Annotated in this window: 35 protein-coding genes and 1 pseudogene; 3 read left to right on the top strand and 33 right to left on the bottom strand. The window is 67.7% G+C overall.

The window, feature by feature from the left end; all coding sequences use genetic code 11:
* Nucleotides 1-38: 38 nt before the first annotated feature.
* The 3 genes from obgE to D6682_03760 are packed head-to-tail and all read left to right on the top strand — an operon-like array spanning nt 39 to nt 3459.
* Entirely contained in the window at nt 39-1055 is a 1017-nt protein-coding gene (obgE, locus tag D6682_03770) for a GTPase ObgE (protein RMH51729.1), read from the top strand.
* Nucleotides 1052-2197, top strand: coding sequence for a glutamate 5-kinase (gene proB / locus D6682_03765; GenBank protein ID RMH51728.1), 1146 nt, complete (start codon nt 1052-1054; stop codon nt 2195-2197). The genes obgE and proB overlap by 4 nt, the downstream gene beginning before the upstream one ends.
* A complete protein-coding gene (locus D6682_03760) occupies nt 2194-3459 on the top strand; it encodes a glutamate-5-semialdehyde dehydrogenase (GenBank protein ID RMH51727.1) in 1266 nt (421 codons plus the stop codon). Before proB ends, D6682_03760 begins: the two co-directional genes overlap by 4 nt.
* Here D6682_03760 and D6682_03755 read toward each other — a convergent pair.
* The 33 genes and pseudogenes from D6682_03755 to D6682_03595 all read right to left on the bottom strand — a co-directional run.
* A complete protein-coding gene (locus D6682_03755) occupies nt 3410-4543 on the bottom strand; it encodes a TolB protein (protein ID RMH51726.1) in 1134 nt (377 codons plus the stop codon). The two genes, D6682_03760 and D6682_03755, sit on opposite strands and share 50 nt — an antisense overlap.
* A 47-nt stretch (nt 4544-4590) precedes the next feature.
* Nucleotides 4591-5661 carry a hypothetical protein gene (locus D6682_03750; GenBank protein RMH51725.1) on the bottom strand — a complete coding sequence of 357 codons (1071 nt, stop codon included), beginning with the start codon at nt 5659-5661 and terminating at the stop codon, nt 4591-4593.
* A gap of 113 nt (nt 5662-5774) precedes the next feature.
* Entirely contained in the window at nt 5775-6161 is a 387-nt protein-coding gene (locus tag D6682_03745; GenBank protein ID RMH51724.1) for a 50S ribosomal protein L17, read from the bottom strand.
* A gap of 12 nt (nt 6162-6173) precedes the next feature.
* The gene (locus D6682_03740; protein ID RMH51723.1) at nt 6174-7205 is read right to left on the bottom strand and encodes a DNA-directed RNA polymerase subunit alpha; all 1032 of its coding nucleotides are present in this window, start codon (nt 7203-7205) and stop codon (nt 6174-6176) included.
* Between the two features lie 257 nt (nt 7206-7462).
* Nucleotides 7463-8095, bottom strand: coding sequence for a 30S ribosomal protein S4 (locus tag D6682_03735; GenBank protein RMH51722.1), 633 nt, complete (start codon nt 8093-8095; stop codon nt 7463-7465).
* 10 nt (nt 8096-8105) lie between these two features.
* A complete protein-coding gene (locus D6682_03730) occupies nt 8106-8495 on the bottom strand; it encodes a 30S ribosomal protein S11 (GenBank protein ID RMH51721.1) in 390 nt (129 codons plus the stop codon).
* A gap of 213 nt (nt 8496-8708) precedes the next feature.
* Complete coding sequence (locus tag D6682_03725) at nt 8709-9077, bottom strand: 30S ribosomal protein S13 (GenBank protein ID RMH51720.1); 369 nt, start codon at nt 9075-9077, stop codon at nt 8709-8711.
* Nucleotides 9078-9171: 94 nt separating this feature from the next.
* Nucleotides 9172-9285, bottom strand: a complete 114-nt coding sequence (locus D6682_03720; protein RMH51719.1) for a 50S ribosomal protein L36 — start codon at nt 9283-9285, stop codon at nt 9172-9174.
* A 190-nt stretch (nt 9286-9475) separates the two neighbouring features.
* Nucleotides 9476-9695, bottom strand: a pseudogene (locus tag D6682_03715) (translation initiation factor IF-1).
* A gap of 2 nt (nt 9696-9697) precedes the next feature.
* Complete coding sequence (locus D6682_03710) at nt 9698-10330, bottom strand: adenylate kinase (protein ID RMH51718.1); 633 nt, start codon at nt 10328-10330, stop codon at nt 9698-9700.
* Nucleotides 10327-11661 (bottom strand): preprotein translocase subunit SecY, encoded by a 1335-nt coding sequence (gene secY / locus D6682_03705; protein ID RMH51717.1) that lies wholly within the window; start codon nt 11659-11661, stop codon nt 10327-10329. Before secY ends, D6682_03710 begins: the two co-directional genes overlap by 4 nt.
* A 10-nt stretch (nt 11662-11671) precedes the next feature.
* Nucleotides 11672-12118 carry a 50S ribosomal protein L15 gene (locus tag D6682_03700; GenBank protein RMH51741.1) on the bottom strand — a complete coding sequence of 149 codons (447 nt, stop codon included), beginning with the start codon at nt 12116-12118 and terminating at the stop codon, nt 11672-11674.
* An 87-nt stretch (nt 12119-12205) separates the two neighbouring features.
* Complete coding sequence (locus D6682_03695) at nt 12206-12397, bottom strand: 50S ribosomal protein L30 (GenBank protein ID RMH51740.1); 192 nt, start codon at nt 12395-12397, stop codon at nt 12206-12208.
* A 4-nt stretch (nt 12398-12401) separates the two neighbouring features.
* On the bottom strand, nt 12402-12908 hold the full coding sequence (locus tag D6682_03690; GenBank protein RMH51716.1) for a 30S ribosomal protein S5: 507 nt from the start codon (nt 12906-12908) through the stop codon (nt 12402-12404).
* An 18-nt stretch (nt 12909-12926) separates the two neighbouring features.
* Nucleotides 12927-13280, bottom strand: a complete 354-nt coding sequence (locus D6682_03685; GenBank protein RMH51715.1) for a 50S ribosomal protein L18 — start codon at nt 13278-13280, stop codon at nt 12927-12929.
* A 186-nt stretch (nt 13281-13466) separates the two neighbouring features.
* Nucleotides 13467-14000 carry a 50S ribosomal protein L6 gene (locus tag D6682_03680; protein ID RMH51714.1) on the bottom strand — a complete coding sequence of 178 codons (534 nt, stop codon included), beginning with the start codon at nt 13998-14000 and terminating at the stop codon, nt 13467-13469.
* A 30-nt stretch (nt 14001-14030) separates the two neighbouring features.
* A complete protein-coding gene (locus D6682_03675) occupies nt 14031-14426 on the bottom strand; it encodes a 30S ribosomal protein S8 (GenBank protein RMH51713.1) in 396 nt (131 codons plus the stop codon).
* Nucleotides 14427-14439: 13 nt separating this feature from the next.
* Entirely contained in the window at nt 14440-14625 is a 186-nt protein-coding gene (locus D6682_03670; protein RMH51712.1) for a type Z 30S ribosomal protein S14, read from the bottom strand.
* Between the two features lie 12 nt (nt 14626-14637).
* A complete protein-coding gene (locus tag D6682_03665; protein ID RMH51711.1) occupies nt 14638-15177 on the bottom strand; it encodes a 50S ribosomal protein L5 in 540 nt (179 codons plus the stop codon).
* Between the two features lie 156 nt (nt 15178-15333).
* Nucleotides 15334-15657 (bottom strand): 50S ribosomal protein L24, encoded by a 324-nt coding sequence (locus tag D6682_03660; GenBank protein ID RMH51710.1) that lies wholly within the window; start codon nt 15655-15657, stop codon nt 15334-15336.
* A gap of 11 nt (nt 15658-15668) precedes the next feature.
* On the bottom strand, nt 15669-16037 hold the full coding sequence (locus tag D6682_03655) for a 50S ribosomal protein L14 (GenBank protein ID RMH51709.1): 369 nt from the start codon (nt 16035-16037) through the stop codon (nt 15669-15671).
* A 16-nt stretch (nt 16038-16053) separates the two neighbouring features.
* Nucleotides 16054-16311 carry a 30S ribosomal protein S17 gene (gene rpsQ / locus D6682_03650; GenBank protein ID RMH51708.1) on the bottom strand — a complete coding sequence of 86 codons (258 nt, stop codon included), beginning with the start codon at nt 16309-16311 and terminating at the stop codon, nt 16054-16056.
* Between the two features lie 20 nt (nt 16312-16331).
* On the bottom strand, nt 16332-16532 hold the full coding sequence (locus tag D6682_03645; protein ID RMH51707.1) for a 50S ribosomal protein L29: 201 nt from the start codon (nt 16530-16532) through the stop codon (nt 16332-16334).
* Entirely contained in the window at nt 16529-16951 is a 423-nt protein-coding gene (locus D6682_03640) for a 50S ribosomal protein L16 (protein RMH51706.1), read from the bottom strand. Before D6682_03640 ends, D6682_03645 begins: the two co-directional genes overlap by 4 nt.
* Before the next feature lie 150 nt (nt 16952-17101).
* Entirely contained in the window at nt 17102-17749 is a 648-nt protein-coding gene (locus tag D6682_03635) for a 30S ribosomal protein S3 (GenBank protein ID RMH51705.1), read from the bottom strand.
* A gap of 22 nt (nt 17750-17771) precedes the next feature.
* Complete coding sequence (locus tag D6682_03630) at nt 17772-18113, bottom strand: 50S ribosomal protein L22 (protein ID RMH51739.1); 342 nt, start codon at nt 18111-18113, stop codon at nt 17772-17774.
* A gap of 6 nt (nt 18114-18119) precedes the next feature.
* Nucleotides 18120-18401 (bottom strand): 30S ribosomal protein S19, encoded by a 282-nt coding sequence (locus D6682_03625; protein ID RMH51704.1) that lies wholly within the window; start codon nt 18399-18401, stop codon nt 18120-18122.
* A gap of 7 nt (nt 18402-18408) precedes the next feature.
* Nucleotides 18409-19236 carry a 50S ribosomal protein L2 gene (locus tag D6682_03620; protein RMH51703.1) on the bottom strand — a complete coding sequence of 276 codons (828 nt, stop codon included), beginning with the start codon at nt 19234-19236 and terminating at the stop codon, nt 18409-18411.
* 4 nt (nt 19237-19240) lie between these two features.
* Nucleotides 19241-19540: a 50S ribosomal protein L23 gene (locus tag D6682_03615; protein RMH51702.1), complete on the bottom strand. Its 300-nt coding sequence runs from the start codon at nt 19538-19540 to the stop codon at nt 19241-19243.
* Nucleotides 19537-20157: a 50S ribosomal protein L4 gene (locus tag D6682_03610; GenBank protein ID RMH51701.1), complete on the bottom strand. Its 621-nt coding sequence runs from the start codon at nt 20155-20157 to the stop codon at nt 19537-19539. The genes D6682_03615 and D6682_03610 overlap by 4 nt, the downstream gene beginning before the upstream one ends.
* A 3-nt stretch (nt 20158-20160) precedes the next feature.
* Complete coding sequence (rplC, locus tag D6682_03605; protein RMH51700.1) at nt 20161-20793, bottom strand: 50S ribosomal protein L3; 633 nt, start codon at nt 20791-20793, stop codon at nt 20161-20163.
* A 34-nt stretch (nt 20794-20827) separates the two neighbouring features.
* Entirely contained in the window at nt 20828-21136 is a 309-nt protein-coding gene (locus D6682_03600) for a 30S ribosomal protein S10 (GenBank protein RMH51699.1), read from the bottom strand.
* Nucleotides 21137-21165: 29 nt separating this feature from the next.
* A partial coding sequence (locus D6682_03595) for a hypothetical protein (GenBank protein RMH51698.1) occupies nt 21166-21268 on the bottom strand: 103 nt, incomplete at its 5' end.

The raw sequence follows: 21268 nt of genomic DNA, 5'->3' as shown, positions 1-21268 counted from the left end.
GGTAGAGCGGCCACGACGCAACCGGTAGCGTTGGCACGATGCGGTTCATCGACGAGGTCACCATCGAGGTGCGCGCGGGCGACGGCGGCGACGGCTGCGTCTCCTTCCGCCGCGAGAAGTACATCCCCAAGGGTGGGCCGGACGGCGGCAACGGCGGTCGCGGCGGCGACGTCCGGTTGCGCGCCTCACACGACGTCAACACCCTACAGCATCTCTACCTGCGCAAGCGGCTGATCGCCGGCAACGGCCGCCCCGGGATGGGGCGGCGCAAGGACGGCCGCAGCGGTGCGGACATCGAGGTGGCGGTGCCAGTCGGCACCCGGGTGGAGGACGAGGAGGGGCGGCTGCTGGCCGATCTGCGCCACGACGGCGAACGGGTGGTGCTGGCCCGTGGCGGCCGGGGAGGGCTGGGCAACAGCAACTACGCCACCAGCACCAACCAGGCACCGCGTTACGCCCAGCCCGGCCGGAAGGGGGAGCAGCGCATCGTCCGGCTGGAGCTCAATCTGATGGCCGACGTCGGGCTGCTCGGCCTGCCCAACGCAGGGAAATCGACCCTGATCGCCGCCATCTCCAACGCCCGGCCCCGCATCGCCGACTACCCCTTCACCACCATGGCCCCCTCGCTGGGCCAGGTCTCGCTGGAGGACGGGGAGGGGTTCGTCGTCGCCGACATCCCCGGCCTGATCGCCGGCGCCCACCTGGGGCGGGGGCTGGGCGACCGGTTCCTGCGCCACCTGCGTCGAACCCGCATGCTGCTCCACCTGGTCGATGGAGCCGACATCGAGGGACGGTCGATCGCGCGGCAGATCGCCGAGGTGACCGACGAGCTCGCCGGCCACTCCGACGCCCTGCTGGCCAAGCCGCGCTGGCTGGTGGTCAACAAGATCGACGCGCTCGACGAGGAGGCCCGGCGCACCGCCGCGGAGAGCGCCTCCGCCTTCGGCCTGCCGGTCTACCTCGTCTCCGCGGCCAGCGGCGAGGGGATCCGCCCGCTGCTCTACGACATCGCCGCCGCGCTGCGCGCCATGATGGAGGAGCCGGCCGCCGCATGATCCGCAGACGCTCGGAGATCGGCCGTGCCGGCCGGCTTGTGATCAAGATCGGCAGCGCTCTGCTCGCCGACCGCAATGGGGGGGTACAACTGCCGCGCATGGAGCGGATCGCCTCCGAGGTGGCGCGGCTGCACGCCTCGGGCAAGGAGGTCTGTCTGGTCTCCTCCGGTGCGGTGGCCCTGGGGGCGCTCCATCTCGGCTGGAGCGGCCGCGCCCTGTCGCTGCACGAGAAACAGGCGGCCGCCGCCGTCGGCCAGCCGCTGCTGATGCGCGCCTGGGGCGACGCCTTCGCCGACCACGGCCTGACCCCGGCGCAGATGTTGCTGACCAAGGACGACCTGCGCCATCGACGCCGCTACCTCAACGCCAGCAACACCAGCCGCACGCTCTTCGCCGCCGGCGTCGTCCCGGTGGTCAACGAAAACGACACGGTGGTGGTGGAGGAGATCAAGTTCGGCGACAACGACGCCCTGGCCGCGTTGACCGCGCTGGTGCTGGAGGCGGGGTTGCTGGTGTTGATGACCGACGTCGACGGCCTGCACGACGCCGATCCGCGCCGCCACCCTGACGCACGCCGCATCGGCGAGGTCCATCGATGGAACGAGGCGCTGCTGCACACGGCCGGCGGCCCGACCGACCCGGGCGGATTCGGCACCGGCGGCATGGAGAGCAAGCTCAAGGCGGCCAGGGTGGCCTTGCGCGGAGGCGTGGCCACGGCGATGATCGACGGCCGGGATGGTACGGCGCTGACCCGGCTGCTGCGCGGCGAGGATGTCGGCACCATCTTCTATTGCAGCGACGACCGCGCCTCACGCCGGCGCCACTGGATCGCCGAGGTACTGCGGCCGGCCGGCCGGGTCACCATCGATGCAGGGGCCGCCCACGCCCTCCAGCGCCGCGGCGGAAGCCTGCTGCCGGTCGGCGTGCGCGCGGTCTCCGGCGTCTTCGACAAGGGGGAGTGCATCGAGGTGGTCGACGAGGAGGGGAGGCCGATCGCCCGCGGGCTGGTCAACTACACCTCCGAGGAGGTGCGCAGGCTCTGCGGCGTCCCCAGCGACCGGATCGAGGAGATCCTGGGCTATGTCGACTACACATCGATCATCCACCGGGACAATCTGGTGCTCATCGGGAGGAAGATGTGAGTGCATGTGACGCAAACCACGTGATCGAGCGGCTCGGCCGCCAGGCGAAGGAGGCCGCGCGCACCATGCGCGCCGCCGAGACGGTGCGGAAGAACCGCTGGCTGACCCAATCGGCGCTCAGGCTGCGGCGCGAGCGGGATCATCTGCTGCGGGCCAACGCCCGCGACCTCGACGCCGCCCGCGCATCCGGCCTCGACGCCGCACTGATCGACCGGCTGGAGCTGACCCCGCAGCGCATCGAGGCGATGGCCGACGGGCTCGACCAGATCGCCGCCCTGCCCGACCCGGTCGGCCGCATCGACGAACTGGTCTACCGCCCCTCGGGCATCCAGGTGGGGCGGATGCGGGTGCCGCTGGGCGTGATCGGCATGATCTACGAGTCGCGGCCCAACGTCACCGCCGATGCCGCCGCCCTCTGCCTGAAGGCCGGCAACGCCTGCATCCTCCGCGGCGGATCGGAGTCGATCCACTCCAACCGAGCGATCGCCGCCTGCCTGCGGCGCGAGCTGGTCGAGGCCGGACTACCGCAGGACGCGGTGCAGCTGGTCGACCATACCGACCGCACCCTGGTCGGTGCGCTGATCCGGGCCCGGGAGTGGATCGACATCATCATCCCGCGCGGCGGTCGCTCGCTGATCGAGCGGATCAGCGAGGAGGCGCGCGTACCGGTGATCAAGCATCTCGACGGCATCTGCCACCTCTACATCGACCGCGCCGCCGACATCGCGATGGCCGTCGCCGTCGCCATGAACGCCAAGACCCATCGCTACGGGGTGTGCAACGCGCTGGAGACGCTGCTCATCCACCAGGAGGTGGCCGAGCCGGTGGTGACCCGGCTGGCGCCGCAGTTGGCCGAGGCGGGGGTCGAGGTACGCGGCTGTACCCGCGCACGCTCGCTCTGCGCCGACTGGAAGCCGGCCGTCGAGGAGGATTGGGCCACCGAATACCTGGCCCCGGTGCTCTCGGTCCGGGTGGTCGACGACCTGGAGCAGGCCATCGACCACATCAGCCGCTACGGCTCCGGCCACACCGAGAGCATCGTCACCGAGGATTACCGCACAGGCTGGCACTTCCTGCGGGAGGTGGACGCCTCCTCGGTGATGTGGAACGCCAGCACCCGCTTCGCCGACGGCTACGAGTACGGGCTGGGAGCAGAGATCGGCATCTCCACCGACCGGCTCCACGTCCGCGGACCGGTCGGGGTGGAGGGGCTCACCTCACAGAAGTGGATCGTGCTCGGCCACGGCGAGGTGCGTCGCTGAACCGCCGCCCTTCACCCCTGTCGTCGGGGGTGGCAAGCAGCTCCGCCGGCAAGGCGATGCGCCAGACATGGAACCCCCGGCGGATATGGCGCACGCCATGGCGCATCCGCTCCTGCTTGCCGATCCGGCGATCGGAGTGGAAGAGCACCGCGCCGCCGTCGGGGGTGAAGACGGGCGCGCCGTCGCGCGCGGGATCACGGGTGAGCCGGAAGATTGACCGGCCGTCGCGGCGGATCATCCAGAGATCCCAGTTGGAGCGGGAGGGGTGGCGCATGTCGGCGCGCCCCCGGTTGGAGGTGAAGACGATCCAGCGCCCGTCCGGACTCCAGGCGGGCTGCACGTCGACCGCCCGACCGCTGCTCAACTGGGTGAGCGCACCGCCGTCGGTCCGCATGAGGAAGAGGTGGCGACTGCGGCCGACAGCCATGGAGAAGGCGACCCACGTGCCGTCGGGCGAGAGCGCCGGGTTGATCCCGTCGGCCAGCCGCCGCTCCGTCCCGTCGGGGGCGATGCGGACGATGTAGGCGCGCGCGCCCTGCCGGCTCCAGTTGTCGAACGGATCGGGCCTGCCGTGCCGCCGCCGCAACCGCTCCCCGCCGATCCGAGCCGGAGCGGCCAGACGGACGGCGATCACCGAGCCGTCCGCGAGCAGGAGCGGCTGCTCCACCCGGCCGGCGAACTGGTGGATCCGCATGCTCAACCCCATCCCGTCGGCCGGCTTGCGCCACAGCCCCAGCCCTCCCACCTGCGTGGAGAGGAAGAGCAGCGCGCCGTCGCGCCACTGCACCGAATCGGGGACCGGATCCTCGGTCACCTCGTTGAGCGGGTCGCCGTTCTCCAGCGCCCGCCGCTCCAGGGTGACACGGTCGCGCCGCAAGACGGTGACGAAGAACTCCCCCCGCCCGCCGCTGCGGGGATAGATCTCGTTCTCACCCGGCTCCAGGGTGAGCAGTTCGGCATTGTCAACTCCAGCCGCCGCGCCGTGGCCGCCGGGGCGCATCCGCTCCGCCCCCGCTGTCATCCAGTCGAGCAGGCTGCCGGCCGCGGCCGACCCGGGCAGGATGGAGAGCAGCGCGGCCGTCATCCATACGACAACGACGGCCGGGCGAAGTACGGCGGATCCCGCAGCCTTCACAGCGTCACCTCCCACAGGCTCCAGCGATCCACCGTCCCCCGCTGCGGACGGCGCGGATCGCGGTTGGAATGGAAGAGGATCGTCCGCCCATCACGCCAGGTCGGCCCGCCGTCGGTGGCACGTCGGGAGCTGGTCACCTGGGTGATGGTACCGTCGGCGAGATCGAGGACGAAGATCGCCGTGCGCCGCACATCCCCCCGGCTGGCGCGGTTGGAGACGAAAGCGATGCGGCGACCGTCCGGGCTGATCGCCGGCTCGAAGTCGCCGTAGCGGTTCCGGGTCAGCCGCACCAGCATACCGTCGTCGAGCCGCTGCATCCAGAGATCGAAGTTGCCGTGCAGCTCCCGGACGAAGACCACCCGGCGGCCGTCGGCGGAGATCGCCGGATCGAAGGCGTTGCGGATCATGGTCATCGGCGCGCCCCGGCGGAAGAGGAAGAGGGCGGGGTGGTCGAACTTGTTGCGCACCCCCGTCTCGGTGGCCTGATAGCCCACCTTCCAGTGGTCCGCATCCGACCAGTAGACGCGCCAGTTCTGCCCGAGCAACTCCATATGGACGTTGGCGTTGGCAAAGGTATCGAGGAACCGGGAGCGGCGCTCGCGGTTGAGGTAGCTGTCCAGCGCCCACAGACTGCCATCGGCCGCCGCCGCGAGATGGATCGGGGTGAGTCCGCCGACGAAGCTGCCGCCGTTGGCGATCAACCGGTGCAGGTCGCTGTCGGCACGCCGCTGCCAGGCGGAGATCGGCCCCAGGTTGTTGGCCACATAGCCGATTGAGCCGTCGGCCAGCGCCACACCGCGCCGGATCGCGCCGTGCAGCCAGTCGGCGCGCAACACCAGCCCTTCGCCATCCGGCGCATCCAGCGGCACACGCACCACGGAGAACCCCTGCCTGCCGCGCTCGGTATAGACGAGAAACCGGCCCGCAGCCGAGGGGTAGACCAGATCGGCGTGGGGATGGGAGCGCACCATGTGCAGCGGATAGGGCGCGGTCGGCGCGCCGCCGCGGGCAGCCGCCGGCACCACCGCCGACAACATCAAGAGCATGGCCAGCAGGCTACGGATCATCGACAGGCCTCCTCGTTCCGGTCTGGCTTCGCGGATCGTCCGACCCAGCCACAAAAAAGGGAGGCCGCAAAGCCTCCCTGTAAAAGATGAATCCGCCGTGAAGCAGAGGATCGCTAGGTGGTGTCGTCGTCGGCCGATTGCTCGTCGTCGCCGATGAGCTCGATCACCGCCATAGGGGCGGCATCCCCCACCCGGTAGCCGGTCTTGGTGATCCGGGTGTAGCCGCCGTTGCGCCCGGCGAAACGGGGGGCCACCTCGACGAAGAGGCGGTCGACCACGCTGCGGTGGCGCAGCCTGGCCAGCGCCCGGCGGCGGGCATGGAGCGAGCCGTCCTTGCCCAGGGTGATCAGCTTCTCGACATAGGGACGGACCGCGCGGGCCTTGGCCTGCGTGGTCTCGATCCGCCCGTGGGTGATCAGCGCCGCCGCCAGATTGCCGAGCAGCGCCCGGCGGTGACCGGAGGGGAGCCCGAGCGAGGTACGGTGTTTGCGATGTCTCATGGTACGCTCCTCTTACGCCGCCGCGTCTTGTTCGGTCGGTTCGGCCTCCCCGGTCGGCCCGGCATCGGCCGCCTCCTCCCGTTCGGCATCCCAGGCCGAGACATCCATGCCCAGATGGAGCCCCATGCGATCGAGCGCCTCCTTGATCTCGACCAGCGACTTCTTGCCGAAGTTGGGCATGTGCATCATCTCGCGCTCGCTGCGGCGGACCAGATCGCCGATGCGGAAGATCTCACCCCCCTTAAGGCAGTTGATCGAACGGGCGGAGAGATCGAGGTTCTCGATCGACTGGTCGAGCAGGGCGTGAAGCTCCGCACTGGATGCGGGGGCGCCCCGCTCGTCCGGGGCGTCGGATGCGCCGAAATCACTGAAGACGGCCAGCTGATCCTGGATGATCCGGGCCGCCTCGGCCACCGCCGCGCGTGGCGTGACCGCGCCGTTGGTCTCCACCTCGAGGATCAGCTTGTCGTAGTTGGTCTTCTGCGAGACACGGGCGTTCTCCACCCGGACCGCCACCCGCCGCACCGGGGAGAAGGAGGCGTCGAGCAGCAGGGTGCCGATCGGCTTCTCCTGCTCCGCGCCCTCGCGCTCCGCCACCGGCAGGTAGCCGCGCCCCTTCTCCACCGTCGCGGTGAGCTTGAGCACACCATCCTCGCTCAGATGGGCCAACACCAGATCGGGATTGAGCACACTCACCCCCGCCGGGCACTGGATGTCGGCGGCGGTCACGATCGCCGGCCCCTGGACGTCGAGCGTGATCTCCTGCGGATCGTCTCCCTCCATGCGGAGGTCGAGCTCCTTGAGGCTGAGGATGATGTCGGCCACATCCTCGCGCACCCCGGGCAACGTATCGAACTCATGCATGACGCCGTCGATGGCGACGCGCACCACGGCGCAGCCGACCAGCGACGAGAGCAACATGCGCCGCAGGCCGTTGCCCAGTGTCGTGCCATAGCCGCGCTCCAGCGGCTCGAAAACCATTTTGGCCAACCGGCCCTCGACCAGCTCTTCCACGGTAATCGAACGGGGAGTAATCAGTTCCATAGCGACAGATCACACCGCAAAACTTCTTCCATGATCCAAATCGCAAAACATCCTTCCGTGGATGTTTTGCCTGGCGGGAATCGAAGAGCGCAGCCCTTCATGACCGCAACGCCGGTTACCCGCGCCACCGGCTTCGAAGGATCCACACGCACCCCGGCGGTGGCGGATCCACAGCCCTCCTCCCCCTCGGGGAGATGCCCCGGCGATCGACGACGAGGAGGCCCTCCGCGGGAACCGGAAAGGAGCCCCCCCGCGAACTAGCGGGAGTAGAGCTCGACGATCAGCTGCTCGCGGATCGAAGGATCGAGTTGATCGCGGGTCGGCTTGTGCCGGTAGACCCCCTGGTTGGTGGTCAGATCGACATCCACCCACTCCGGCAGCCCCCGCTGGGCGGCGGCCTCCATCGCCGCCTTCACCCTCAGGTGCTCTTCCGCCCCGCGCGCCAGCGTCACCCTCGCCCCCTCCGGCACATGGAACGAGGGGATGGTCACCGTCCGGCCATCGACCTGGACATGCTTGTGGCGCACCAGTTGCCGCGCCTCGGAGCGGGAGGAGGCGAACCCCATGCGGAAGACGATGTTGTCCAGCCGCGACTCGAGCAGCTGCAACAGGTTGAGACCGGTCACACCGCTCATCTCGTCGGCCCGCCGGAAGCAGGCACGGAACTGCTTCTCCTGCAGCCCGTAGATCCGCTTCACCTTCTGCTTCTCACGCAGCTGCAGCCCGTAGTCCGAAGGGCGCCTCAGCCGCCGCCCCTGCCCGTGCATCCCCGGGGCGTAGGGACGACGCTCCATGGCGCACTTGTTCGAGTAGCACTTGCTCCCCTTGAGGAAGAGCTTCTCCCCCTCGCGACGGCAGAGACGGCACTTCGCTTCCAAATAACGCGCCATCGCCCCCCTCCTACACCCGCCGCCGCTTCGGCGGGCGGCAGCCGTTGTGCGGGATCGGTGTCACATCCCGGATATAGGTCACCTTCAGCCCGACGGCGGCGATGGCCCGCATCGCCGACTCACGGCCGGGCCCTGGGCCCCGCACCTCGATCGACACGTTCTTCACCCCATGCTCCATAGCCTTGCGCGCTGCATTCTCCGCCGCCACCTGCGCGGCGAAGGGGGTGGACTTGCGCGCTCCACGGAAACCGGAGCCGCCGCTGGTCGCCCAGCAGATCGCATTCCCCGCCTCATCGGTGAAGGTGATGTGGGTGTTGTTGAACGTCGCCCGAATATGGGCCACCGCGTTGGCGATATTCTTGCGGGCGCGCCTCCTGCCGCCCGATCGTGGTTTAGCCATGCACTTCCTCTGGAATCTTGATCAGCGCAAAACGTCCGTCCGTGGACGACTTTGCTTCACGGGTATCAAAGCACACGCCCTTCGACACCCTTACACATCCGCCGCCTGCATACGCAAGCCCCGGTTCCACGCGCCATCCATGGCCGCGCATGCCGACTTCCCGCGAAGCCGACAGAGTTTTGCTCTCATCGACGCAAGGTTGCGCCGCCCCGCCTACTTCTTCTTGCCGGCGACGGTGCGGCGCGGCCCCTTGCGGGTGCGCGCATTGGTCTTGGTCCGCTGGCCGCGCAAGGGCAGCCCGCGGCGGTGGCGCAGCCCGCGGTAGCAGCCGAGATCGGTCAGCCGCTTGATGTTCATCGCCACCTCGCGGCGCAGGTCCCCCTCCACCTTGAAGTTGGCGTCGATCACCGTACGGATGCGGTTGATCTCGTCATCGGTGAGATCCCGCACACGGGTGTCGCGCGAGACCCGAACGCCGTCCAGAATCTTGCGCGAGGTGGAGATGCCGATGCCGTAGATATAGGTCAACGCCACCTCAACCCGCTTGTTTGTCGGGATATTTACGCCTGCAATACGAGCCATCGAAGACCTCCACCGGTTGCAAAGGGCGCGGGAGTGTAGCGGCACCCCCCATCGGGGACAAGCGGCAGCACCCAAGAGATCGGCCGCGAAGTCGTCATCCCTGCCGCTGCTTGTGGCGCGGATTGGAGCAGATGACGCGCACCACCCCGCGACGCCGGATCACCCGACACTTGTTGCAAATCCTCTTGACCGAAGCTCGGACTTTCATGATCAGATCGCAAAACGTCCCTCCATGGTCGTTTTGCTTGGCGGGAATCGAAGAGCGCGGTCTTCGATTCCCTTACAAATCCTTCGCCGGCTGCCGCAGGCTCCGGATTTGCGCGACCGTCCTGGTCGCGATGCCGGCTTCTTGCGACGCCGGCCATCGTGCAGCCAACTCCCCTTCCGGGCCGGGGAGACTACTTCTCGCGGTAGCTGATCCGTCCGCGGGTCAGATCGTAGGGGCGAGATCTCCACCGTCACCCGATCACCCGGCAGGATGCGGATGTAGTACTTGCGCATCTTGCCCGAGATCATGCAGAGCAGCTCGTGACCGTTGTCCAGCCGCACCTTGAACATGGCGTTGGGCAGCTTCTCGATCACCTCGCCCGACATCTCGATCAGATCTTCCTTGGCCATCGCTATTCCATCGCCGCGTGCAGCCGCGCACGCACCTCCTCCAACGTCCCGCCGCCGTCGACGGCGCGAAATCCGGCACGCCCCCGATAGAAGGCGATCAGCGGTGCGGTCTGTTCATGGTAGACATCGAGCCGCTTCCCGATCACCTCCGGGCGATCGTCCTCCCGCTGGAAGAGCGCACCGCCACAATCGTCGCACACCCCCTCCACGGCGGGTGGACGGAAGTGCACGTGGAAACTGCGGCCGCAGTCGCGGCAGATCCGGCGTCCGGCAAGCCGCCGCACCAACTCCGAACGATCGGCATCCATGAAGATGATCCGGTCCAACCGGGCCCCGTGGTCGGCCAGCATCGCATCGAGCGCCTCCGCCTGCGCCACATTGCGCGGAAAGCCGTCGAGCAGCAACCCCGATCCCTGCGTCATCCGCGACTCGATCATCCCGACCACCACACCGTCGGGCACCAGCCGCCCCGCCTCCATGTAGGACTTGGCCTCGCGCCCCAGGGCGCTGCCCGCCTCGACCTCCGACCGCAGCAGATCACCGGTGGCCAACTGTGTCAGGCCGAAGGCGCGGGCCAGATGGACCCCCTGGGTTCCCTTGCCCACCCCCGGCGGACCGAACAGGACGACGTTCACGACCGCTTCAACCGCGCCCGCTTCATCAGCCCCTCGTATTGATGGGTCATCAGATGGGCCTGGATCTGGGCGATGGTGTCCATGGTCACCACCACGACGATCAACAGGCTGGTGCCACCGAAATAGAAAGGGACGGAGAGCTCGGAGATGAGGTATTGCGGCAGCAGGCAGACCAGCGTGATGTAGATCGCCCCCACCACCGTGATGCGCGAGAGGACGAAATCGAGGTACTCGATGGTCCGCTGCCCCGGACGGATGCCGGGGATGAAGGCGCCGTTCTTCTTCAGGTTGTCGGCGGTATCCTTGGGGTTGAAGACGATGGCGGTGTAGAAGAAACAGAAGAAGACGATCAACACGGCGAAGACGCTCATGTAAAGCCAGTGGCCGGGGGAGAGCACCGCCGCCAGATCGCCCATCCAGGACATCCCCTCCACCCCCTTGGTGAACTGGGCGAAGGTGGCCGGCAGCAGGATCAGGCTGGAGGCGAAGATGGGCGGAATCACGCCTGCGCTGTTCACCTTGAGCGGCAAAAACGACGCCTTGCCGCCGTAGAGGCGGTTGCCCACCTGCCGCTTGGCGTACTGGATCGGTACCCGCCGCTGCGCCCGCTCGAACCAGACCACCACGGCGGTGACCAGGATCGCCACGGCGAAGAGGCCGAGCACGGTGAAGGGGGAGTACTCTCCGGTGCGGGCCAGCTCGAGCGTGCGACCGATCGCCGACGGCAGCCCGGCGACGATGCCGGCGAAGATGATCAGCGAGATGCCGTTGCCGATCCCCCGTTCGGTGATCTGCTCCCCCACCCACATGAGGAAGACCGTACCGGTCACCAGCGTGATTGCCGTCATCAGCCGGAAGCCCATGCCGGGGTCGACCACCACCGGATGGCCGTTGACCGAGAAGGACTCCAGCCCGATGGCCATGCCCATCCCCTGGAAGAGGGCCAGCCCCACCGTACCGTAACGGGTGTACTGGGTGATCTTGCGCCGACCGGCCTCCCCCTCCTTCTTGAGCTGTTCCAGGGTTGGGGAGACCACGGTCATCAACTGGATGATGATCGCAGCCGAGATGTAGGGCATGATCCCGAGCGCGAAGATGGTCAGGCGGGAGAGCGCCCCGCCGGAGAACATGTCGAACAGCCCGAGCAGGCTGCCGTTGGCTTGATGGAAGAACTGCGCCAGCACCTGGGCGTCGATCCCCGGCACCGGAATGTGGGCGCCCAACCGATAGACGATCAGCATCCCGAGCGTGAAGAGAATCCGCTTCTTCAGCTCGGGGATCTTGCCGATATCGGCGAAACCGCCGGCGAGTCGGGCTGCGGGGTCGGCCATCGGCGGCGGTTCAGGATCCCTGCAGGATCAGGCTTCCGCCCGCCTCGGCCACCTTGGCCGCCGACCGCTTCGACGCGGCCGTCACCACGACCTCCAGCCGCTTCTCCAGCGTTCCTTCGCCCAGGAGCTTGATCGGCCGCTCCGCCGAGCGCACCAGCCCCGCCGCCTTGAGCAGATCGGCGTCGACCCGACTCCCCTCCTCGAAGCGGTTGAGCATCCCGACGTTGACCACCTGACAGGGAACACGGCCGCGCCGGGTGAAGCCGCGCTTGGGCACGCGGCGGATCAACGGCATCTGTCCGCCCTCGAATCCGCGCGCGACCTTGCCGCCGGAGCGCGACTTCTGACCCTTGTGTCCCCGACCGCAGGTCTTGCCGTGGCCGGAGCCGATCCCGGCGCCGAGCCGTTTACGCGGTTTGCGGCTGCCCGGATCAGGTTGCAGCGTGTTGAGTTTCAGCATGATTCAACCACATGACCGTCCCTCCGTGGACGCTCCAGCTCCGCGCGGCCCTCCTGGCCGCGACATCGGCTTCACGCGAAGCCGTCAGGAGTCCGACTCCACCCGCACTAGATGGCGCACCTTGCGGATCATGCCGCGTATCGCCGGGGTATCCTCCAGCTCGACCACCTGATGCATCCGCCGCAGCCCCAGCCCGATCAGAGTGGCGCGCTGATCGCGCGCATAACCGATCCCGCTCTTGACCTGACGTACCCGGATCCTCGCCTTGCCGCTCATCACGTCACACCTCTTCCAGTGTCTCTTCCGCTTCCGCGGCCTGCCCGCGCCGGGCGGCGATCTCCTCGGGGCCCTCGATCTGTTTCAGGCCGTTGAAGGTGGCGCGCACCACGTTGATCGGGTTGCGCGACCCCATCGCCTTGGTCAGCACGTCGCGGATCCCGGCCGCCTCCATCACCGCCCGCACCGCCGAGCCGGCGATCACACCGGTACCCTCGCTGGCCGGCTTGAGCATCACCCGGGAGGCGTCCTGGCGTCCGACCACATGGTAGTGGATCGTCCCCCCCTTACGGGGCACACGGATCAGCGACTTCCGGGCAATCTCGGTCGCCTTGCGGATCGCTTCGGGAACCTCCTTCGCCTTGGCATGGCCGAAGCCGACGTGACCGTTGCCGTCGCCGACCACCATCAGGGCCGAGAAGCCCATCCGCCGCCCCCCGGCCACCGTCTTGGCCACCCGGTTGACCGCGACCAGCTTCTCGGTCAACTCCAGTTCGTTCGCATCGATCATCGTCGTTCCCCGTGCCTCCTAGAAATCCAGCCCACCGCTGCGCGCCCCCTCGGCCAGCGCCTTGACCCGACCGTGGTAGGGATAGGGGCCGCGGTCGAAGCTCACCGGACCGAGATCGAGCGCTGTGGCACGACGGGCCAGAAGCTCACCCACCCGACGCGCCCCCTCGCAGTTGCCGCCGTAGGCCACCTCCTCATCGAGGCTGGAGGCGGAGACCAAGGTCACCCCACGAGCATCGTCGATGATCTGCGCGTAGATGTGGCGAGCGGAGCGAAAGACGCTCAACCGCAACCGCCCCGAGGCCTTGACCCGCGCGCGCACCCGGCGCGCCCTGCGGACCGCGGCATTCCGTTCGTAACGTTTCCTGCTCATAGAAGATTGGACCGCAAAACGTCCATCCGTGGACTTTCTGCTTGACGGCGATCGAAGAGCGCGGTCTTCGATCCCCTTACAAATCCGTCGGTTGCATTTGCCACCTCCGGATTTGCGCGACCCTCCATGGTCGCGATGATGGTTTCTTGCGAAACCGTCATCAACGATGGAATCGCAAAAAGCCCGTCAGGCCTTCTTGCCCTCCTTCATGAGAATCTGCTCGCCCGCATAGCGCACCCCCTTCCCCTTGTAGGGCTCCGGCGGGCGGAAGGCGCGAATCTCGGCGGCGACCTGCCCCACTTGCTGCTTGTCGGCCCCCTCGATCACGATTCTGTTCTGCTCGACCTTCGCCGTCACCCCCTGCGGCAGCTCGTAGACCACCGGATGGGAGAAGCCCAACGTCAGATTGAGCTTGTTGCCCTGCAGCGCGGCACGGTAGCCCACGCCATGGAGCTCGAGGGTCTTGCGAAACCCCTGACTCACCCCGGTCACGCAGTTGGCCAGAAGCGCCCGGGCCAGGCCGTAGCGGCTCCTGCTCTTGCGATCGTTCATCCGAGCGCAGGAGAGCAGCAGGCGGTTGCCCTCCTGCGCGACGGTGATGCCGTCGAACAGCGGCGCCGACAGCTCTCCATTGCGCCCCTTCACCGTCACGCGGCCCGCGCCGACGGAGACCTCGACCCCTTCCGGCAGGGTGATGGGCTGTTTGCCGATTCTCGACATTCCGTTCGTACCTCGTGTTCGCTGGATCTCTCAGAAGACGGTGCAGAGCACCTCGCCGCCGACATGGGCCGCCCGCGCCTTCCGGTCGGTCATGATCCCCTTGGAGGTGCTGATCAGGGCGATGCCGTAGCCGTTCTTCACCCGCGGCAGCGCATCCACCCCGCAATAGACCCGCCGCCCCGAGCGGGAGACCCGCCGGATCTCGCGGATCGCCCCCACGCCGTCGTCGCTGTAGCGCAGCGTAAGCCGAAGATAGCGCCGACCGCGGAAGTTGTAGGCGCGCACCCCGGCGAGATATCCCTCCTCCTTGAGGATCTGCGCGATGGTGTGGAGCACCTTGCTCGAGGGCATCTCCACCCGCTCGATCCCGGCGGCCTGCGCGTTGCGGATACGGGTCAACATATCCGCGATTCGATCCATCATCATACGACTCGTTCTCCTACCAGCTCGACTTGACCATGCCGGGGATCTCGCCGGCCAGCGCATGCTTGCGCAGACAGATTCGGCAAATCCCGAACCTGCGGTAGACCGAATGGGGCCGACCGCACAGCTTGCAGCGGGTGTAGGCCCGCACACGGAACTTCGGTTTGCGGTTGCATTTCGCGATCAACGCCTTGCTTGCCATCTCATCGATCCCCTAGTTGCGGAAGGGCATGCGGAAGTGCTTCAACAGCGCCTTCCCCTCCCGATCGCTTCTGGCCGTGGTGCAGATGGTGACATCCATCCCGCGGATCGCATCGACCTTGTCGTAGTCGATCTCGGGAAAGATGATCTGCTCCCGGATGCCCAACGAATAATTGCCGCGCCCGTCGAACCCCTTGCTGCTGACGCCGCCGAAGTCGCGCACACGCGGCAGCGCGATGTTGATCAACCGATCGAGGAACTCCCACATCCGCTCCCGGCGCAGCGTCACCTTGCAGCCGACCGGCATCCCGGCGCGCAGCTTGAAGTTGGCCACCGACTTGCGCGCCCGGGTGACGATCGGCTTCTGACCGGTGATCAGCGCCATGTCGGCCAACGCCCCGTCGATCGCCTTCCGGTTGAGCACCGCCTCACCCACCCCCATGTTGACCACGATCTTGGTGATCCTCGGGGTCTCCATCGGGTTCCTGTAGCCGAACTCCGCGCTCATGGCCGGAACCACCTGCTCCTCGTAGAGCTGCTTCAATCTCGCCATCGTCCCTCGTTCTCCTGGAGCGTGTGACGACCTCGCAGGAGGGCCGTCATCGCGGCACCGTCGTGCCGCGCAAACCAATCCCCGGCCTGCGCCTGCAGGCAACCATCCCGCAAGGAGATCGAAGGCTGGCCCTCCGATCTCCACCGGGCATGAACCTCAGCTGTCGACCACCTCGCCGCACTTGCGGCAGAAGCGCACCTTGCGGCCATCCTCCAGCCGCTTGATCCCCAGCCGCACCCCGCGCGCGCAGGCCGGGCAATAGAACTGCACGTTCGACACCGACAGCGGCGCCTCCACCGAAACGATCCCCCCGGCGCTCCGATCGCTCGGACGCGTGTGGCGGCGAACCATGTTCACCTTGCTCACCACCACCCTCCCTTCGGCCGGCAGCACGCGGACGATCCGCCCCCGCGCCCCCCGGTCCCGTCCGGCGATGACCACCACCTCGTCATCGCGGCGCAACTTCATCTTCGCCACCATCGCGACGCCTCCTACAGCACTTCCGGCGCAAGCGAGATGATCTTCATGTACCCCTTGCTGCGCAGTTCACGTGTGACCGGTCCGAAGATGCGGGTGCCGATCGGCTCCCCCTGACCGGTGAGCAGCACCGCGGCGTTTTCATCGAAACGGATGGAGCTGCCGTCCTTGCGTCGGAACTCCTTGGCCGTCCGCACCACCACCGCCTTCTGCACGTCCCCCTTCTTCACCTTGCCGTTGGGGATCGCCTCCTTGACCGCAACCACGATCACGTCTCCGATGCGGGCATAGCGCCGCTTCGATCCGCCCAGCACCTTGATGCAGGCGACCTTGCGTGCACCGGAGTTGTCCGCCACCTTGAGGATGGTCTCCGTCTGGATCATCGGTCGCCACCTCCCCTCACAGCTGCTCGGCGCGGGAGACCACCCGCTCCATCCGCCACCGCTTGCGCCGGGAGATCGGCCGCGACTCCACGATCACCACCCGATCCCCCACGTTGCAGGCGTTGTGCTCGTCGTGCGCCATGTAGCGCTTGTGCGCCCGCACCGTCTTGCGGTAACGCGGATGGAGGAACTTACGCTCCACCTCGACGACGATGCTCTTCTCCGCCTTGTTGGAGACCACGATCCCCTCCAGGCGCCGCCCGTTGGCGCCCACTGCCTTGCTCTGCTGCTCCGTCACGCCCCGGCTCCTCTGCGCTGCTCCGCCAGCACGGTCTTGATGCGGGCGATCTCCCGCCGCACCTGACCGAGTCGGGCGGTGTTGTTCAACTGCATCACCGACTTCTGGAAACGCAGCTTCATCTGCTCCGCGGCAAGATCGTCAAGCAGCCCCAGCAGCTCATCACGACCCTTGCCGCGCAAATCCTTGCACTTCATCGCCCGGCACCCCGCACCACGATCCTGGTCCGCACCGGCAGCTTGGCCGACGCCCGCTGCAGCGCCCCGCGGGCCAGCGCCTCGTCGACGCCGTCCATCTCATAGAGGATGCGGCCGGCACGCACGGCGGCCACCCAGTACTCCGGCGACCCCTTGCCCTTGCCCATACGCACCTCCGCCGGCTTGCCGGAGACCGGCAGGTCGGGAAAGATGCGGATCCACACCCGCCCCTGACGGCGGATGTGGCGGGTGATGGCGATCCGGGCGGCCTCGATCTGCCGGGCGGTGATCCGCCCCGGCTCCACCGCCTTCAACCCGATATCACCGAAGTTGAGGCTGGCGCCGCGCTCGGTGATCCCCCGGATACGGCGCAACTCCTTTTGATGCTTCCGCCAGCGTACCTTCTTCGGTTGCAGCATCTTTCACACCGCAAAACGTCCTTCCATGGACGTTTTGGCTTGACGGCAATCGAAACGCGCTCTTCGATCCCCTCAACCATAGCTTGCCTGCGCAAGCCACGGTATTGCGCGACCCTCCTGGCCGCAGACGCCGGATGCGGCGTCGCCGTGCTACAGCTCCTGATCGGAGCCGACTCCCAACCGCTCGCCGTTGAAGACCCACACCTTGACCCCAATCACCCCGTAGGTGGTCCGGGCCTCGGTGAAGCCGTAGTCGACATCGGCACGTAGGGTATGCAGCGGCACACGCCCCTCGCGATACCACTCGGTGCGGGCGATCTCCGCCCCGCCTAGGCGGCCGCCGCAAGCGATCCGCACCCCTTTTGCGCCCATGCGCAACACCCCCTGCACCGCGCGCTTCATCGCGCGCCGAAAGGCGACGCGCCGCTCGATCTGGAAGGCGATATTCTCGGCCACCAACTGCGCCTCGGCCTCGGGCCGGCGGATCTCCACGATGTTGACCTGCACCTCACGCCGGAACTTCGCGGCGAGATCGCGTCGGAGTGCTTCGATCTCCGACCCCTTCTTGCCGATCACCACACCGGGACGCGCAGTATGGACCGTCACCCTGACCTTGCCCGCCGGCCGCTCGATCACGATGCGCGACACCCCCGCGTGGAACAGCCGCTTCTTCACATAGCGGCGCAGCGCGATGTCCTCGCGCAGCAGCGCACCGTAATCCTTCTCGGCATACCACATCGACTCCCAGCCGCGCGTGATCCCGACGCGAAATCCGATCGGACTGACCTTCTGTCCCATAATTCAACTACTCCCGAACCGCTTAGTTCGCCTCGGCGACGGCGACCGTCAGATGGCTGTGGCGATGGAACCGCCGACGCATCCGGCCCATCCCCTTGGGACGGTACCGTTTGAGGGTCATGCCGGCGTCGACCCGGGCATCCACCACCATCAGGTTGTCAACATCGAGCGAATGGTTCTCCTCCGCGTTGGCCACCGCCGAGCGCAACACCTTGTCGAAGAGACGCGCCGCCTTCTTCTGCGACAGCGCCAGCACCCCCATCGCCTCGCCGACGGGCAGGCCGCGGATGGCACTGGCCACCAGCCGCGCCTTCTGCGGGCTGATCCGCACGTTCCTGGCAACCGCCCTGACTCGTTCCGACATCGACAACTACCTCTTCCTGCGCGCTTTCTTGTCCGCACCGTGGCCGTAGTAGGTGCGGGTCGGGGCGAACTCGCCCAGCTTATGGCCCACCATGTTCTCGGTGACATAGACCGGGATGAACTTGCGCCCGTTGTGCACGGCGAAGTTGAGCCCGACGAAATCGGGCGTGATGGTCGATCGCCGCGACCAGGTCTTGATCACCGTCTTGCGCCCGGAACTGCGTGCCGCCTGCACCTTCTTCTCGAGATGTGCATCGACAAACGGGCCTTTCTTCAGCGAACGCGCCATGAACCGATCACCTCTTGCGCCGGCGGATGATGTCGCGATCCGACGCCTTGTTCTTCTTGCGGGTCTTGTGCCCCTTGGTCGGCACCCCCCACGGGGTCACCGGGTGGCGGCCGCCGGAGGTGCGCCCCTCCCCGCCGCCGTGCGGGTGGTCGACAGGATTCATCACCACACCGCGCACGTGCGGCCGCCGGCCGAGCCAGCGACTCCGCCCCGCCTTGCCGATCTTGGCGTTGGCATGGTCGGCGTTGCCCATCACCCCGATGGTGGCCATACAGCGGAGATCGACCCGGCGAAACTCACCGGAGGGGAGCCGGAGGATGGCCCTTCCCCCCTCCTTGCCCATCAACTGCGCGCTGGCGCCGGCGCACCGGGCCAACTGCCCCCCCTTGCCCGGCTTCAACTCGATGTTGTGCACCAGCGTGCCGACCCGGATGCAGGAGAGCGGCAGCGCGTTCCCCGGCCGGATCTCCGCATCGGGCCCGGAAGAGACGACATCGCCCGGCCGCAGCCCCTGCGGCGCCAGGATGTAGCGCCGCTCGCCGTTGCGGAAGACGACCAGCGCGATGTGCGCGGTCCGATTGGGATCGTACTCGATCCGTTCGACCCGCCCCTCGACGCCGAAGTTGGAGCGCTTGAAATCGACCATCCGGTAGAGTCGCTTGTGGCCGCCACCGATGTGTCGGGCGGTCATCCGCCCTCTGTTGTTGCGCCCGCCGCTCGCCGTCCGCCCACGGGTGAGCGACCGCTCCGGACGCCCCTTGTAGAGCGTCTCGTCCACCACGGCGACACGCCCCCGCGCGCCGTTGGTGTTGGGTTTGAGAACCTTCAGTGCCATGCCGTCACGCCTCGTCCATCACCTTGATGGTATCCCCCTCGACCAGCCGGACCACCGCCTTGCGGTAGCCGCTGCGCCGCCCCATCCGCATGCCGCGCCGCTTGGGCTTGGCGGGCATGTTGGCCACCTGCACCCGCTCGACCCGTACACCGAAGATACGCTCCACGGCACGACGGATCTGCAGCTTGGTCGCCGTCGGGGCCACCCGGAAGACGTACTGGTTGGCCGCAGCCTGCGCCTGATAGCTCTTCTCCGTCACCACCGGGCGGAGCAACACCTGGAAATCGTCATACCGCGCGCTCATGCCAGCCGCTCCTCGATCCTGCGCACCGCATCATCGGTCAGCACCACCCGCTCATGCTTGAGCAGACGATGAAGATTGAGCTGCCCCTCCAGCACCACCTCGCAACGGGGGAGATTGCGACCGGAGAGCTCCACATTGCGATCGGGCCCGCCGAGAACGAACAGCCCGTTCTCCGCGCCGAGCGCCGTGGTCACCGCGGCGAACGCCTTGGTCTTCGGCGCATCCAGTTGCAGCCGGTCCACCACCACCAGCCGGCCGGAGCGGAAGAGGTCCGACAGCACGTAGCGCATCGCCAGCCTCCGCTCCTTGCGGTTGACCCGACGGCTCCAGCCGTGGGCACGCGGGCCGTGCGCCACCCCGCCGTGACGCCACTGCGGCGCGCGGGTCGACCCCTGCCGCGCCCGACCGGTCCCCTTCTGCCGCCAGGGCTTGCGCCCGCCGCCGGAGACCTCCGCCCGCGTCTTGGTATGGTGGCAGCCGCTGCGCTGCGCCAGGGCGAGCGCCGTGTAGACCCGATGGACCAGCCCGGGGTCGGGCTCGAGCCCGAAGACCGCATCGCTCAGCCGGCGCACCCCCACCTCGTTGTTGTTCTGATCGACCATCCGGATCTCCGCCATCCGCTACCTCCCCTTCACGGCGGCGCGCAGCTCGACCAGCCCGTTGCGGGCGCCGGGTACCGCCCCCTTGACCAGGATCAGCCGCCGCTCGCGGTCGATGCGCACGATCTCGAGGTTCTGCGTCGTCACCCGCCGCGCGCCATGATGCCCCGGCATCTTCTTACCCGGGAAGACCCGGCCCGGCCACTGGCACTGGCCGGTGGATCCCATCTGTCGGTGGACCTTCTCCGCACCGTGGCTCGCCCGACCGCCGCCGAAGTTGTAGCGCTTCATCACGCCGGCGAAGCCGCGCCCCTTGCTCTCGGCGCTGACATCGACCTTCTGCCCCTCCTCGAACATCTCGACGGTCAGCTCCTGCCCCACCTCGAAACCGGCGTCCGGGGCAACGCGGAACTCCTTCAGGCCGCCCATCTCCTCCTGCCCCTGCCGGGCGTAGTGCCCCTGCACGGCGCGCGACTGACGGCGCCGCGGTGCGCCGTAGCCGACCTGGATCGCGTCGTAGCCGTCCTTCGCCTGCGAGCGCAGGGCGATCACCCGGCACGGCTCGGCGGCGAGCACGGTCACCGCGACGGCCGAGCCATCCTCGGTGAAGACCTGAGTCATGCCCAGCTTGCGGGCAATCAATCCAGCACGCATGTTCGTCTCTCCAGCCAGTCGGACCCGGAATCGCCTACAGCTCGATCTTCACGTCGACACCCGCGGGAAGGTCGAGCTTCATCAGCGCATCGACCGTCTGCGGCGTCGGGTTGTCGATGTCGAGCACCCGCTTGTGGGTGCGGATCTCGAACTGTTCACGAGAGTCCTTGTATTTGTGCGGACTGCGGATGACGCAGAACCTCCGGATCCGTGTGGGGATCGGGATGGGGCCGCGCACCCCCGCACCGGTGCGCTTCGCCGTCGCCACGATGTCACGCGCACTCTTGTCGAGAATGCGGTGGTCGAACGCCTTCAGACGGATTCGGATGCTCTGTGCTGCCACCTGCCTTGCCTTCCTTCGTCGTGTCGTTGCTATTCGATGATCTCGGTGACCACGCCGGCACCGACGGTGCGCCCGCCCTCGCGGATGGCGAAGCGCAGCTCCTTGTCCATCGCGATCGGCGTCAAGAGCGTC

It is taken from the genome of Zetaproteobacteria bacterium, from assembly GCA_003696765.1.
Taxonomy (GTDB): domain Bacteria; phylum Pseudomonadota; class Zetaproteobacteria; order Mariprofundales; family J009; genus RFFX01.
Note: the sequence above shows the minus strand (reverse complement) of the source record. Positions and strands in the feature narration are given on the sequence as shown.